Origin of the sequence: Aliivibrio sp. S10_S31 (assembly GCF_014694495.1) — a bacterium.
GTDB lineage: Bacteria > Pseudomonadota > Gammaproteobacteria > Enterobacterales > Vibrionaceae > Aliivibrio > Aliivibrio fischeri.
The window spans coordinates 249743-265636 of record NZ_JAAUWR010000002.1; the positions used below are offsets into that span (position 1 = coordinate 249743).

A 15894-nucleotide genomic window follows, 5' to 3' on the forward strand; every position below is an offset into this window, starting at 1 on the left:
AATTAAAATCATGAAACAGAAATTACTTTGCATATTTATCATTATTTATCTGTACTTTATTTCACACTTGTTAACGTAAAAAACCATACCAATAACTGATTAAATACAAAATAATCGTATAGAAAAGAAATAGTTAAAACTATCAATAAAAAAGGCTAGCCCATTACAGGCTAGCCTTTAACATTTTAATAAAGTAAAAAATTAAGCGTAAACTGGTAGACGCTTACAGATTTCTAATACTTTTGCTTTTGTCGCTTCAATTACAGACTCATCACCCATGTTATCTAGAATGTCACACATCCAGCCCGCAAGGTTTTTCGCATCTTCTTCAGTAAAACCGCGACGCGTAATTGAAGGCGAACCAATACGAATACCAGAAGTAACAAATGGGCTACGAGGATCATTCGGTACTGAGTTCTTATTTACAGTAATGTTAGCAGAACCTAGTGCAGCATCCGCTTCTTTACCCGTAATATCTTTATCAATTAAATCAACTAGGAACAGGTGGTTCTCAGTTGAACCTGAAACGATGTTGTAACCACGAGCTAAGAATTCAGCAACCATTGCTTTTGCATTAGCAACAACACGAGCTTGATATTCTTTGAACTCAGGCTCAAGCGCTTCTTTAAATGCAACGGCTTTACCAGCGATAACGTGCATTAAAGGACCACCTTGACCACCAGGGAATACTGCTGAGTTTAACTTCTTGTAAAGATCTTCACCTTCATTAGAAAGGATAAGACCACCACGAGGACCTGCCAGTGTTTTGTGTGTCGTTGTTGTTACAACGTGAGCATGAGGCACAGGGTTAGGGTAAACACCTGCAGCAATAAGACCTGCTACGTGAGCCATATCTACAAAGAAGTAAGCGCCAACTTTGTCTGCGATTTCACGCATACGTGCCCAATCACATACTTGAGAGTAAGCAGAGAAACCGCCGATGATCATCTTAGGTTTATGTTCTACTGCTAATGCTTCCATTTCTTCATAGTCAATTTGACCATTTTCATCAATACCGTAAGGAATGATGTTGTAAAGTTTACCAGAGAAGTTTACTGGAGAACCGTGAGTTAAGTGACCACCGTGAGCAAGGCTCATACCTAATACAGTATCACCAGCATTTAGCAGTGCCATGTAAACTGCGTTATTCGCTTGTGAACCAGAGTGAGGCTGTACGTTTGCGTACTCAGCACCAAACAACTCACATGCACGTTCAATAGCAAGTGTTTCAACTTTATCTACGTACTCACAACCACCGTAGTAACGTTTGCCAGGGTAACCTTCAGCATATTTGTTCGTTAATTGTGAACCTTGAGCTTCCATTACTCGTGGGCTAGTGTAGTTTTCAGAAGCAATCAGCTCGATATGCTCTTCTTGACGTACTGTTTCTTCCTGGATTGCTGCAAATAAGTCCGCATCGTAATCGGCAATGTTCATATCACGCTTAAGCATCTGTATCTCCTGACTCAGATAAATATAAAACCCAAAAATAGCCCAATGACGCAAACGTTTACGTCACCAGTCTCAACTGCAATGTATTCTACATAATTTGATCTGGATCAGATACCCTAAATTGCATATTAATTTGTTATTTTTGTTGCGGATTACTCATTATCAACATGAAATATATTCATAATCATCAATATAAATAACTAGTTATTCAAATAATTGCATGAACGAAAACAGAGATATGACATTTTAATATTGTTATATATGTCAATTTTTCTGCTTTACACTCTGTAAAGGCTTTACTACAAATCCTCTATTTATTTACACCTAGCTAATTGCATAAATTCCGATTCACTCTATCCTAGCGACCATTATTATGTTCGTCGCAAGGTATTGCACACTGTGGAAAAAATAAAACATTCACATAAAGAAGATGTGATCGCTATTTTGACAGGCACTTTTTTAGTATCACAAGGGATTTTCTTTTTACAAGCCGCACATTTACTGACTGGCGGAACAACAGGATTAGCTTTATTAATTAGCCAAATGAGTGGCATCAGCTTTGGTATTCTTTATTTTCTATGTAACCTACCTTTTTATGCTCTGGCTTGGCAACGCTTTGGGAAACGTTTCGCATTAACCAGTTTAATTTCTGGGGCGCTTGTTTCTATCATGACTGATCATTTGAATATGATGATTTCAGTGGATCATATCAATGATATTTACTGTGCCGTTGCTGGTGGGTTATTGATGGGTTTAGGTATGTTGATTCTATTTAGACACCGCTCAAGTCTAGGTGGTTTCAATGTGCTATGTCTGTTTATTCAAGAGAAATTCGGGATCTCTGTAGGTAAAGTTCAAATGGCCATTGATTGCTGTATTTTAACGGCTTCGTTTTTCTTTATCACTCCATGGTTACTCCTCGTTTCAGTATTAGGTGCCGTTGTTCTCAATATTGTATTGGCAATGAACCACAAGCCAACTCGTTATATTGTTACCTACGGTTCTTAAGCTAAATACAATAATGCCCATACAAATGAATGTATGGGCATTTTTATCTCATCTATTTTCTACAAAATATCTGATTATTTACTTAAATTAGTATTATTTTGAAACGGTACAGTTTCTCAATACGACTCGACCAAGCTCTAAAATGGCTTCATCGCCTTTTCCATGAAATACAATTGCAGAGCTAACATCGGGCATATCATCATTTAATACATACTTCATTCCTGATGCCGATACCGCACGTTTTAATACGTATTCCTCTTTCGGTAGCTTTAACAACGCATCATCATTATTGAACGTAATATCAAAATTTCTTCCTGCTTCACACTCATAATGCACAGGTTTCGCTGACCCCATATCTGGAACCGTCACTGAAGAACAACCACCAAGCACACCAAAAATAGCCAACACCAATAATCTCTTCATTCTTTTAAACCTATGTTAATTCTAACCTTGTAACTATAGGATAAAACAGAGCCATTAAGATGTTTCAAAAAAGATATTTATTTATATAAATGGCAAGCCACTTCATGCGCATTATTATCAAGCAATTGTCTTTTGGGCTCATCACGAAAACACGCTTCTTCCGCTTTTGGACAACGAGTTGAAAAACGACACCCCTTTGGTGGATTAATTGGAGAAGGTACATCGCCTTTTAATATAATCCTTTCTTTCCCTCTAAATTTAGGATGAGATACAGGAATAGCGGATAATAGTGCCTTGGTATAAGGGTGTTTAGGTGAATGATAAAGCGTCTCTGAATCCCCATACTCAACAATTTTACCCAGATACATCACCGCCACTTTATCTGAGATGTGCTTGACCACCGATAAGTCATGAGCAATAAAAATTAACGCCAAATTCATCTCTTTTTGTAAATCGAGTAATAAGTTAACGATTTGCGCCTGAACAGAAACATCTAATGCAGAAACCGATTCATCACACACAATTAATTTAGGTTTTAATGCTATTGCCCTAGCGATACCAATACGTTGTTTTTGTCCACCAGAAAACTCATGAGGATATCGAGTAGCAGCACTTGGTGGTAATCCTACTTTAATCAGTAACTCTTCGACCCATTGCTTTCGCTCTTCTTTTGTTCCTACATCATGAATAACAAACGGTTCTTCTAAGATCATTTCGATGGTATGACGAGGGTTTAATGATTCGGTTGGGTCTTGAAAAATAATCTGCATTTCTTGGCGCAATGAACGCATCTCTTTATTGCCCAAATGGGTAATGTCTTTTCCTTCAAAAAAGATACGTCCTGCTGTTGGTTCAAATAATTTAAGTAAACTACGGCCTAACGTACTTTTACCGCAACCAGACTCACCAACTAAACCTAAGGTTTCCCCCTTATTCACACTTAATGAGACCCCATCAACAGCATGAACGACGTAACCTTTATTAAAAATCCCTTTTCCCGAATAAAAGTGTAATTTCAGATCATCAACTCGTAATAATTCACTCATTTTGCCTCCTCATTACTGATTAATGCTTCACTAAAATGACAACTTACTTGATGTAACACACCGACTTGATTCATTACTGGTACTTCTACATCGCACTTGTCTTGCTTATATTTACAACGAGTAGAAAAACGACAGCCACTTGGCATTTCATTTAAAGAAGGGACGGTTCCAGGAATGGTATCCAGCTCAGTTTTGGGTTTTAAATGTAAGCTCGGCATTGATGCCATCAAGCCTTGTGTATAGGGGTGCTTAGGGTTATCAAATAATTCAAAGATCCCCGCTTGTTCGGCGACACGCCCTGCATACATCACGACCACTTCATCACAAATTTCAGCGACAACACCAAGATCGTGAGTAATAAAAATGATCGACATACCCGTTTCATCTTGAAGCTTTTTCATTAACTCTAAAATTTGTGCTTGAATCGTGACATCCAATGCGGTTGTTGGCTCATCACAAATCAAAATATCAGGCTCACAAGCCAAGGCAATGGCTATCATGACTCGTTGACGCATACCACCAGATAAATTATGAGGGTATTCATGAAGACGTGATTCAGGCGATGGGATCCCCACTTTTTCAAGCATTTCTAAAGAATAAGCAAGGCGCTGTTTTTTATTGAGATCAGGTCGATGAAGTTCTAACACCTCATTAATTTGTTTCCCTATGGTATGAACAGGATTAAGTGCTGTCATTGGATCTTGAAAAATCATTGAGATACGGTTACCGCGCATTTCATATAATTTATCAGGGCTTAGTTGAATTAAATCCGTATCTCCATACAAGATCCGCCCACTGACGACATTGCCATAAGGTTTAGGCAATAGCCCCATAATCGACATTGAGGTAACGCTTTTTCCGCATCCCGATTCACCAACAATGCCAATGGTTTTTCCTTTTGGAACTTGAAAACTGACGCCATCAAGCACCCTCACCGTTCCCTCATCCGTTTGAAATTCAGTGACTACATTTTCCACCGATAAAACAATATTTCTATCCATATGCTTCTTCGCTATTTTTATTATTATTTACACTAGGCGATCCCTCGCCTAGTCTTTATTACTGGCTATCAATACGTACTGATATATCTATAATTTATAGGTATCATCGATAATCGTAACGGGTTCAAACGTTTTACCCGACTTCATTGCCGCTTTTGTTTCTTTCTTTATCTCTTCATCAATCCAGAACGTACTGAAGGTTTGAGCAAAACCCCAACCGTGAAACAGATAACCGGTCTGCTTAGTGGCCATTTGCTCTGGTAACTTCATCCAACGCCAAAAACCAGCACGAGCGTAAGGCACCATATAACCAGGCACAATAACATTCGCATCGGCAATCACTTGTTGGATCTCACGAGAAAGCGCCCGTTTTTTCTCAATGTCGAATTCACTTTTAAATGAGTCGATCAACCCATCTAACTCTGGTGATGTGAAGTTGGTGAAATGATTGGTTTGTGGCTTATTGGCATTATCTGAATGGAAATACTCCCAATAGGCAGGAATGTCTCCCGTCCCCATATTATGGAAAGAAATATCGTGTTTTTTCTCAAGTACGTATTTAAACATACTAGAGCCATCAATCAGATTAAGTTCAAAATCTAAACCCGCTAATTTTGCCTGTTCTTTTAATACCGCAACTCGAGGAGTGAATGACTGCTGTGAATAGGTAACCGCAAAACTCAAGCGTTCCCCTTTATCATTGATACGGATACCGTCAGAGCCTACTTTGCTAAACCCTGCCTTTTCAAAATACTCAATGGCTTTTTTAGCATCAAACTTAGGCGCTTTTATGTCGGTATTATCGTAACCCGGGTGACCAAAGCCCATACCATTTGGTTTACGTGAATAATCATTACGTAAAACCTTAGCAATCATCATGTCAAAGTCGGTCGAAAACATAATGCCTTTACGAACATTAATATCATCTAGCATTGGTTTTGCCGTATTCAGCCAAAGTCCCCCGGCTCCAACCGCAGCTTGGTTATATACCCATGCTTTTTGTATGTAGCCATTCTGATAATTTTTACCATCCGATTTCTCATGCCACAAATCAGGTCGCACTAAATCAAACGAATCTAAATTGCCTTTTTCAAAATGTTTAAGGGCAATATCCGCATCACGGATCACTTTAATATTAATTTTTTCGACATTAAAACGGTGTTGATTGTATTTATTTTCATAACCCCACCAATCCTCACCGACGTGTTTAAACGCAATGTTTTTGCCTTTTTTAATCTTGTCTATGTAATAAGGCCCAGTCACCGGCTCTGGTTTGAAGTTGTATTTACGAACAAACTTATCATCAATACCGTCGTTATTTTTATCGACTTTCGGCTTGCCATAAAAATGGGCAGGACGCGGCATTAAGTTTGTATATTCAATTAATTCATCTCGGTTACGAGCTTTTGCAGAAACCACCGCTATCGTATGTTTATCAAAAGAGATCACATCTGCAATTTCATTGGTAAAAAAGTCGTTATACCAAGGAGCAACTATATCTTTTGAACGCATTAGTTTAAGCATAAACTGATAGTCGTCTGCTGTAACTGGTTTGCCATCACTCCATGTTGCTTTAGGATTTAACTTAAAATAAACGGTTTTGTTATCATCACCAAACGCCCAAGATTGCGCTAATCCTGGCAACCATTCATTGGTGTTTGGGTGTTTCATTAATGGCGGTAAGTTGGCTTGTAATATCCACGAACGAAAGGTGCCATTAGAGTCCGGCCCTACCGTTCGAAACGTTTGAGGAAAGCTCAATGTATAGGTTCGAAACGTCCCACCAAAGGTCGCTTTTGGTGATGCAAATGTCGGTGCTGAATCATTCGTTTCCCACTCTAGATTGTTGGGTAAATCAGCAGATAACGTTTGAAAGCTGAATAATGCAGCGATTGATACCGCTAATGTTGTCAGTCCTTTTTTCATCATCGATTCCTTTCTTATTATTTCCGATTGGTATTAAACATATCTCGTGTGTTTTTTCGGATCGAACGCCTCACGGATCCCTTCCCCAATAAACGTCACCATGATTAATACGGTGACAATTGCCGTCACAACAGAGCTCGCTATCCATGGTGAATCTAAATTTGATTTACCTTGTTGCAATAGTTCACCCCAACTTGGTGTCGGTGGCATTAAACCTAGCCCCAAATAATCCAAAGCAGTAAGAGCAGTGATATTGGCGACAATGGTAAATGGCGCTAAGGTAACAATCATTACCATGGTATTTGGTAAGATATGGTGGAACAAAATTCGTGTATTTGATGCACCTAATGCTTTAGCGGCCATGACGTATTCCCGAGCTTTCTCTTTATAAGTCATGGTTCGCATATACCATGTCATCCCCATCCAGCCAAACATGACATTGATTAAGGTAAAGAGCATAAAACTGGGCTTCATGATGGAGACTAAGATCATGATGACATATAAGAAAGGCACCATAGACCAAATTTCGATAAAACGTTGAAAAAACAAATCAAACTTCCCACCAAAGAACCCCATTGCACAACCAACAGAAACACCGATGGCGTAAGATATTGCCAAAGTAATTAAAGCAAAGCCCATAGCAATCCGAAAGCCATAAACCAAGCGAGACACAATATCTCGACCAATCGTATCGGTGCCTAAATAATGTTGTCCTTCAAAACTGGGCTCAGTAGGAGGAAAATCCCCTGAAAAATCCTGTTCATAAGGGTTCCAAGGAATAATGGGCATGATAACGAAATTCCCTTTCCCCTCTTGTTCAAATTTAACTTTCAAATCTCGATAGTTGGTCTCATGGACATAATCAAGACCAAAGGTATTTCCAGGTTTCACATCGCCATAAGTTGGAAAATGCCACTCACCTTGATAACTCACCAATAAAGCACGGCTATTTACAAACACTTCGGCAAAAATAGAAAGGACCAATAAAACGGATAAAATTAAGAATGACCAATAACCTCTTTTGATCCCCTTAAAACGCTGAATTTTCTTTTGCGTTAATGGACTTAAATTGAATGATAATGTCATAACTAGGCTCCAAACTTCACGCGTGGATCCACCACAGCAACACACACATCAGACAAAATATTGCCTATCATTAACATCATGGCGTTAATAGCAAACAACCCCATAACCACTGGGTAATCACGCTCCATAATGGCTTCGTATCCAAGCAACCCAATACCATCAATATTAAAAATAACCTCAATTAAGAATGAGCCCGTCATAAAGAACATCAGCGAATTACCAAAATGACTCGCAACAGGAATTAAGCTATTACGCAATGCGTGTTTACGCACTGCTTTTCTAAATGGCAACCCTTTCGCAATGGCAGTACGAACATAATCAGACGCTAAGTTCTCCATTAAATTATTTTTCATTGTCATGGTAAGTAGTGCAAAGTCGCCAATCAAATAACAAAATAGAGGAAGGATGGCATGCCACATAATGTCTTTGATTTGTTCAAATGCACCGAAATCATCAAAGTCATCACTAATAAAGCCGCCCATTGGAAACCACTCTAATTGATAACTAAACAAGCTAATCAAAAAGACCCCAATGACATAACCGGGTAAAGCAAAACCAACAAAGATGGCAATTGAGGAGGTTGAATCTAGAATAGAACCATGTTTTAGCGCTTTTAAGTAGCCAAGCGGAATGGATATGAGATAACTGAGCAAAAACGTCATCCCTCCATAAAAGAGAGAAACAGGTAAACGTTCGGCTATCATGTCCCAAACAGGTTCATAATAACGAGTGGACTCACCCAAATCTAAAACAACCAACTTAGTTAACCAATCATAATACGCTTCAAACACCGGCTTATCTAAGCCATAAAAAGCATTCAGTTCTTCAATCTGCTCTTCCGATAAGGCGTTATTACCATCGGTAACACTGCTTGTGCCGCCCGTTTCTGAAGCACCCTGCATTTGTAGACTTAGCAACATACGCTCTACTGGCCCACCCGGAACAAATCGAGTAAGAGCAAAAATAAGTAAAGTAATACCGATAAAGGTAGGAACAACTAATAAAAGTCGCCTAAGTAGGTAAGATATCATCCGTGACAGTACTCCATGTCCTTCGACAAACTCCTTTGTCGTTATACGAGTTAGGCTATATTTCTAGCCCAAACTGTATTTATTTTTATAATAATTTTATTAAGTTAGTTCAATAGTTAAGTAACTACAAAGGCAACCATCGATAATGTAATTGAGTTAACAGTTTGCAGAATAGCACGGGGATTAGAAAGTAAAAGGCGAGTTTTTGACACAATTGTTATGAAAGTGTCACAAATTAATCCTCATTGGATTAAATTATCTACTGATAAAAAGAGAATTTTTAAACGAGGTTGTTACTGAAAAGGAATTTCACTTAAATGAGAAAGTATATCTTGTTGTTGTTCATCCGTAAGTAGATCCCACGTGTTAACCGTTTCATCTACAGGAGCTTTTTGATGGCATAATGCTTTCGGTTGCTCTTTGTCTAAAAGCAAACTCTTACCTTTATCAAGCTTATTCATAACGACCACCTTCATCTGTAATCCTTAATCAGATCACTTAAAATCCATCTATATACTCAACTCTAGGTAAATTTGCCTAATAAAGATACACTTTTCTCATCTTAAAAATAAGACAGAAAGAAAAAGTCCGCTAACATATTCATTGTTAACACATAAAAAAACGCCCACAGATTTCTCTATAGGCGTTTCATTTATATTCTCTTTAACGAATCTAGCTAAGCAGACAAGAACTTTGGTACATCCGCAACACTATCAAGAACTGTTGTTGCTAATGCTTCACCTTCTTCAGTTACTGGCTTACCAGTTCGAACTAAAATACGAGTACCAACACCAGCCGCTTGCGCTGCCATCATGTCTTCTTTCTTATCACCGATCATGATTGAATTTTCCATGTCGATATCTAAGAAACGTTGTGCAGAAACCAACATACCCGGATTTGGTTTACGGCAGTCACATGCTTCTTTGTATTTTTCAACAGTCGCTTCAGGGTGGTGAGGACAGTAATAAATACCATCGAAGTCAACGCCATTATCAGCAAAGTTCCAATCCATCCACTCAGTAAGGATTTCAAATTGATCTTCAGTGAACATACCGCGAGCAATACCTGATTGGTTAGTTACCAATACTAATAGGTAACCCATTTCTTTGAGTTTTTTCGTAGCCTCAAATACACCATCAATGTATTCAAAATCATCGCGTTTATGAACATATCCGCGATCAACGTTGATCACGCCATCTCTATCAATAAATACCGCTGGTTTGGACAAGGTGACACCCTCTATGAATCAAATCGATTAATACTAAAAATTATCTCATGCTTTTTACTTATTGACACCTTATTTTATGCGTTTAGACGTCTAGACGTAAAAATATCTATTGACTTAAATCAGTATCCGAAATAGCATCAGTAAAACATAAAAAATGAGAGATTGCTCAGGTTTTGTAACCTTTGTTAACTATCTTTTTACGAAATGCAGTTCAAGGCGAATCATGATTGAAATAAACCGTGTTAATAAGATTTTTTATCAAGGAGCAAAGGAAATTAATGCTCTTAAAGATATTAATCTTCGTATTGCTCAAGGCACCATCTTTGGTGTGATTGGCTCATCGGGTGCAGGGAAAAGCACACTGATACGCTGTGTAAACATGTTAGAAAGACCAACTGATGGTGAAGTGATTGTCGATGGCGTAGATTTAACGAAACTCTCTTCTAGCGAGTTAAGTAAAGCTCGTCGTAATATTGGGATGATCTTCCAACACTTTAACCTTTTAGCATCACGAACTGTATTTGATAACGTTGCTTTACCATTAGAGCTTGCTGGTAAATCAAAACAAGAAATTCAAAAGAAAGTAACTGAATTATTAGATTTAGTTGGCTTAGCAGATAAACACCATACTTATCCTGCAAACCTTAGTGGTGGTCAGAAACAACGTGTTGCTATCGCTCGTGCACTTTCAACGGATCCAAAAGTGTTACTGTGTGATGAAGCAACTAGCGCCCTTGATCCTGCAACAACAAAATCAATTCTAGAACTGATTAAAGATCTAAACCGTAAATTAAGCATTACTATTCTTATCATTACCCATGAAATGGAAGTGGTAAAAAACATCTGTCATGAAGTAGCAATTATCGGTGGTGGTGAACTGGTTGAGAAAGGAGCTGTTAGTGACATTTTTGCGCATCCAAAAACAGCACTAGCTCAAGAATTTATTCGTGCAACATTAGATCTATCAATCCCTGAAGATTTCAAAGCCCGTTTGAAAGATACTTATGTTGAAGGTAGTTACCCTCTTATTCGTTTAGAATTTACAGGCTCAACGGTTGATGCTCCTGTTATCAGTCAAATATCTCGCGAATTTGATATTGATATTAGTATCTTAAGCTCTGATATTGATTACGCTGGTGGTGTTAAATTTGGTTTAATGCTTGCTGAAGTATTTGGTAATCAAGAATCAACTCAAAAAGCAATTGAGTTCTTACGTAATCATCATGTAAAAGTAGAGGTGTTAGGTTATGTCGTTTGATGTGATTTCTGCATGGCTTAATTTAAACAGCAAGTTATTATTAAACGCAACTGGCGAAACCCTATATATGGTTGCGGTTGCTGGTATCGTTGGCTTTGCTATTGGTATCCCTCTTGGTGTTGTTCTTCATATCACTAAAAAAGGTGGTCTAATGGAAAACACCGCGTTTAATAGCGTACTTGGTGCGATTGTAAACGTAGGACGTTCTGTACCTTTCTTGGTTTTAATGGTTGCAATTATCCCTGTAACAAAACTGATTGTTGGTAGCTTTATTGGCACTACAGCAGCTATCGTTCCACTAACCATTGGGGCGATTCCATTTGTTGCTCGTTTAATTGAAGGTGCGTTAATCGAAGTACCAAGTGGTCTGGTTGAAGCGGCACAATCAATGGGCGCAACACCACTGCAAATCATTACAAAAGTACTGCTTCCAGAAGCACTACCAACTATTTTAAACTCAGTTACAATCACACTAGTCACTCTGGTTAGCTACTCTGCAATGGCAGGTACTGTTGGCGGCGGTGGTTTAGGTGATGTTGCTATTCGATATGGTTTCCACCGTTATGATTTAACTATCATGGCAGTGACCGTTGTTATGCTGATTGTTTTGGTTCAAATCATTCAATCTGTTGGTGATGCTTTAGTTAAAAAAGTCGATCACCGTTAATTTTATTTAATATGGAATTCATTTTTAAGGAGTAAATAATGAAATTGAATCTGAAAAAACTGGCTGCTGTTGCTGGCCTAGCATCAACACTTATCCTTACAGGTTGTGGGCAAGAAGAAGCAAAAACAAACTCAATCAAAGTGGGTGTAGTCGCAGGAGCAGAAGCGCAAGTGGCTGAAGTAGCTGCTAAAGTAGCAAAAGAGCAATACGGCCTTGATGTTGAATTAGTTATATTTACTGATTATGTAACACCAAACGCGGCATTAGAGGATGGCTCTATTGATCTAAACGCATTCCAACACAAACCATATCTCGATCAACAAATTGCTGACCGAGGTTATAAATTTGAAATTGCTGGTAGCTACTTTATATACCCAATAGCTGGCTATTCTAAACAAATAACATCAGTTGACCAAATTAAAGATGGTGACCGTGTTGCTGTACCAAACGACCCAACAAACTTAGGCCGTTCTCTGCTTCTTCTTCAACAACAAGGACTAATCACTCTTCGTGAAGATGCTGGCCTTACAGCAACGGTTCGTGATATTACCACTAACCCTAAAAACATAAAAATTGTTGAATTAGATGCAGCACAGCTTCCTCGCTCTCTTGATGATGTAACATTATCAATAATTAATAATACTTATGCTAGTAATCTTGATTTAACACCAGAAAAAGATGGCATTCTAGTTGAAAACAAAGAATCTCCATATGTAAACCTAATTGTCGCTCGTAACGATAACGTTAATTCAGAAAACGTAAAAACATTTGTTAAAGCATACCAATCAGAAGAGGTTTACCAAGCTGCATTTAAAATCTTTAAAGGTGGCGTAGTTAAAGGTTGGTAATCTCCTTCTTTTAACCAGTTATTCCACAAAAGGTTGACGTGAGAGCGTCAACCTTTTTTAATGCCTGAAGATATTAATAATGAAAAACGGCCTAATGACTTATCACATCGACCCTATTGGTTTTATTCAATCGCCTTATAAAGAAAAATTTGCGGTACCTCGTCAACCTCGTTTGGCTCCAAGTGCCACATCAAGAATTAAACTCGTCGGTGAGGCTAATTCACCAGAAGCGATTCGTGGCATCGAACAATTCTCTCACCTATGGTTACTTTTTCTATTTGATCAAAACCTTGAAGCTGGCTGGAGACCAACAGTTCGTCCACCACGATTAGGTGGAAATGAACGTATTGGTGTGTTCGCTTCTCGTGCCACATTTCGTCCAAATGGCATTGGTATGTCTGCTGTTGAACTAAAAGGAGTTATCCAGGAAGGTAATCAAACCTATTTAGAATTGGGCAGTGTCGATTTAGTGGATAACACGCCGATTATTGATATCAAGCCTTATATCCCCTATTCAGATTCAATTCCCGATGCCCTTGGCGGTTTTGCCGATAAAGAACCTGATGTGTTGAATGTGTTTTTATCCATCGATGCACAAAAATCACTGAGTTCTCACCCACAAAGAAGAGAGATAGAGGCGGTGATCAAAGAAGTACTAGGACAAGATCCTCGTCCAGCTTATAAAAAAGGAAAAGTCGATAACAAAGAATACGCCGTAAATTTGTTTGATTTAAACGTAAAATTCCTTGTTGAAAGCAATTCTATTACAGTTACTGCAATTGATCGCTTTTGAGATCGCTTTAGGGCTGATATTATATAGGGCTTAATTTTAGATTTGAGCCCATTCTTAAGAGAACAGACTCTATACTAAGGTTGAACTCTCGGTTTAACTGTTTAAATCGAGCTATTCCAATATTCATAACTAACAAATGGATGAAAACATGCGCACTAGCAAATACCTTCTTTCAACACTGAAGGAGACTCCAAACGACGCAGAAGTAGTAAGCCACCAGCTTATGCTACGTGCAGGTATGATTCGTAGACTGGCTTCAGGTTTATATACTTGGCTACCTACTGGTCTACGTGTACTGCGTAAAGTCGAAAACATCGTTCGTCAAGAGATCGACAATGCAGGTGCAATCGAAACATTGATGCCCGTAGTTCAACCATTTGAACTTTGGGAAGAAACAGGCCGCTCAGAAAAAATGGGCCCTGAACTACTTCGTTTTACTGACCGTCATGTTCGTCCGTTTGTACTTAGTCCAACAGCTGAAGAAGTTATCACTAGCCTTGTTCGTAACGAAGTTAGCTCTTACAAACAACTTCCGCTAAACCTGTACCAAATTCAAACTAAATTCCGTGACGAACGTCGTCCACGTTTTGGCGTAATGCGTGCTCGTGAATTCTGCATGATGGATGCATACAGCTTTGACATCGACAAAGAAGGCCTACAAAAGTCTTACGATGCAATGCACGATGCATACTGTAAAGCATTCGACCGTATGGGTCTTGAATACCGTCCAGTACTAGCTGACTCAGGCGCAATTGGTGGTAGTGGTTCTCAAGAGTTCCACGTACTTGCTGAAAGCGGCGAAGATTTAATCGCATTCTCAACAGAATCTGATTACGCAGCAAACATCGAAAAAGCAGAAGCCGTAGCACCAACAACAGAACGTGCTGCTCCTACTCAAGAGATGACAACCGTTGATACTCCAAATGCGAAAACTATCGCAGAATTGGTTGAACAACACGGTATCGCAATTGAAAAAACAGTAAAAACACTGTTTGTTAAAGCATCAGATGAAGTTGATGCAGATATCATCGCACTTATCATCCGTGGTGATCACGAGCTTAACGAAGTTAAAGCTGAAAACCTTCCACAAGTTGCTTCTCCACTAGAAATGGCTGACGAAGCACAACTTCGTGACCTAATCGGTGCTGGTGCTGGTTCTCTTGGCCCTGTTGGCCTAGAACTTCCATTCATTGTTGACCGTTCAGTTGCTGTAATGAGTGATTTTGGTACTGGTGCAAACATTGATGGTAAACACTTCTTTGGTGTTAACTGGGAACGTGATGTACAACTTGGTCAAGTTGAAGATTTACGTAACGTTGTTGAAGGTGACCCAAGCCCATGTGGTAAAGGTACACTACAACTGAAACGTGGTATCGAGGTTGGTCACATCTTCCAATTAGGTACAGCTTACTCAGAAGCAATGAACTGTGGCGTTCTAGATGCAAACGGTAAGAACGTAATTCTAGAAATGGGTTGTTACGGTATCGGTGTATCACGTGTTGTTGCATCAGCTATCGAACAAAACAACGACGAATACGGCATTGTATGGCCAGAAGCGATTGCACCATTTACTGTTGCTATCGTTCCTATGAACATGCACAAATCTGAGCGTGTTAAAGAAGCTGCTGAAAAACTGTATGCTGAATTAACAGCAATGGGTATCGAAGTTCTATTCGATGACCGTAAAGAACGCCCAGGTGTTATGTTTAAAGACATCGAGCTTATCGGTATTCCACATACTATTGTTATTGGCGATCGTAGCATGGATGAAGGTAACTTCGAGTATAAGAACCGTCGTGCAAACACGAAAGAAGCGGTTGAAATGGCAAACATTGTTGAGCACATTAAAGCGCAATTAAGCTAATTTCACACAGCATTAAATACCAAAGGCTAAGTAGATTTACTTAGCCTTTTTTATATCAATGAAATAATTTTACTTTCATTGATTTATTTCTTGATTACTTTAAATCTACTGATAGAATCCGCTGCAACAAAATTGCTCTCTATTTTTACCGTTGTTCTACGGCTTGCAATTTTTTATATACCGATGCGTTTAACTCTCTACTTGTTAATACCATCACACTCGATCTGATATTATTTATCATCAATCTATACGTATTTAGTGCT

General features: G+C 38.7%; 15 protein-coding genes. 6 read left to right on the plus strand and 9 right to left on the minus strand.

Annotated elements, in window-relative coordinates:
* Positions 1-201 precede the first annotated feature (201 nt).
* Positions 202-1452, minus strand: coding sequence for a serine hydroxymethyltransferase (glyA, locus tag HC728_RS02675; protein ID WP_005418084.1), 1251 nt, complete (start codon positions 1450-1452; stop codon positions 202-204).
* Positions 1453-1851: 399 nt separating this feature from the next.
* On the opposite strand from glyA, the gene HC728_RS02680 reads away from it, so the two are divergent.
* Positions 1852-2460, plus strand: a complete 609-nt coding sequence (locus HC728_RS02680) for a YitT family protein (protein WP_011261421.1) — start codon at positions 1852-1854, stop codon at positions 2458-2460.
* 93 nt (positions 2461-2553) lie between these two features.
* Here HC728_RS02680 and HC728_RS02685 read toward each other — a convergent pair whose 3' ends face one another.
* The 8 genes from HC728_RS02685 to gmhB form a co-directional block, all read right to left on the minus strand.
* Complete coding sequence (locus tag HC728_RS02685; RefSeq protein ID WP_012532970.1) at positions 2554-2883, minus strand: MliC family protein; 330 nt, start codon at positions 2881-2883, stop codon at positions 2554-2556.
* A 77-nt stretch (positions 2884-2960) separates the two neighbouring features.
* Positions 2961-3929 carry an ABC transporter ATP-binding protein gene (locus HC728_RS02690; protein WP_017018602.1) on the minus strand — a complete coding sequence of 323 codons (969 nt, stop codon included), beginning with the start codon at positions 3927-3929 and terminating at the stop codon, positions 2961-2963.
* Complete coding sequence (locus tag HC728_RS02695; protein ID WP_017018603.1) at positions 3926-4930, minus strand: ABC transporter ATP-binding protein; 1005 nt, start codon at positions 4928-4930, stop codon at positions 3926-3928. The genes HC728_RS02690 and HC728_RS02695 overlap by 4 nt, the downstream gene beginning before the upstream one ends.
* Positions 4931-5017: 87 nt before the next feature.
* Positions 5018-6856 (minus strand): extracellular solute-binding protein, encoded by a 1839-nt coding sequence (locus HC728_RS02700; protein ID WP_190395101.1) that lies wholly within the window; start codon positions 6854-6856, stop codon positions 5018-5020.
* 33 nt (positions 6857-6889) lie between these two features.
* Positions 6890-7942 (minus strand): ABC transporter permease, encoded by a 1053-nt coding sequence (locus HC728_RS02705; protein ID WP_017018605.1) that lies wholly within the window; start codon positions 7940-7942, stop codon positions 6890-6892.
* 2 nt (positions 7943-7944) lie between these two features.
* Positions 7945-8973, minus strand: a complete 1029-nt coding sequence (locus HC728_RS02710; protein ID WP_005418068.1) for an ABC transporter permease subunit — start codon at positions 8971-8973, stop codon at positions 7945-7947.
* Between the two features lie 293 nt (positions 8974-9266).
* Positions 9267-9434 (minus strand): hypothetical protein, encoded by a 168-nt coding sequence (locus tag HC728_RS02715; protein WP_012533973.1) that lies wholly within the window; start codon positions 9432-9434, stop codon positions 9267-9269.
* Between the two features lie 215 nt (positions 9435-9649).
* Positions 9650-10201, minus strand: coding sequence for a D-glycero-beta-D-manno-heptose 1,7-bisphosphate 7-phosphatase (gene gmhB / locus HC728_RS02720; protein WP_054776033.1), 552 nt, complete (start codon positions 10199-10201; stop codon positions 9650-9652).
* A 223-nt stretch (positions 10202-10424) separates the two neighbouring features.
* Here gmhB and metN point away from each other — a divergent pair, with 223 nt between their 5' ends.
* The 5 genes from metN (at position 10425) to HC728_RS02745 (ending at position 15631) form a co-directional block, all read left to right on the plus strand.
* The gene (gene metN / locus HC728_RS02725) at positions 10425-11459 is read left to right on the plus strand and encodes a methionine ABC transporter ATP-binding protein MetN (RefSeq protein WP_065597199.1); all 1035 of its coding nucleotides are present in this window, start codon (positions 10425-10427) and stop codon (positions 11457-11459) included.
* Positions 11449-12126: a methionine ABC transporter permease gene (locus HC728_RS02730; protein WP_065597200.1), complete on the plus strand. Its 678-nt coding sequence runs from the start codon at positions 11449-11451 to the stop codon at positions 12124-12126. The genes metN and HC728_RS02730 overlap by 11 nt, the downstream gene beginning before the upstream one ends.
* A 38-nt stretch (positions 12127-12164) precedes the next feature.
* Positions 12165-12974 (plus strand): methionine ABC transporter substrate-binding lipoprotein MetQ, encoded by an 810-nt coding sequence (gene metQ, locus HC728_RS02735; protein ID WP_065597201.1) that lies wholly within the window; start codon positions 12165-12167, stop codon positions 12972-12974.
* Positions 12975-13053: 79 nt separating this feature from the next.
* Positions 13054-13767 carry a tRNA (N6-threonylcarbamoyladenosine(37)-N6)-methyltransferase TrmO gene (tsaA, locus tag HC728_RS02740; RefSeq protein WP_065597202.1) on the plus strand — a complete coding sequence of 238 codons (714 nt, stop codon included), beginning with the start codon at positions 13054-13056 and terminating at the stop codon, positions 13765-13767.
* 148 nt (positions 13768-13915) lie between these two features.
* Positions 13916-15631: a proline--tRNA ligase gene (locus HC728_RS02745; RefSeq protein ID WP_065621591.1), complete on the plus strand. Its 1716-nt coding sequence runs from the start codon at positions 13916-13918 to the stop codon at positions 15629-15631.
* Positions 15632-15894: the final 263 nt, after the last annotated feature.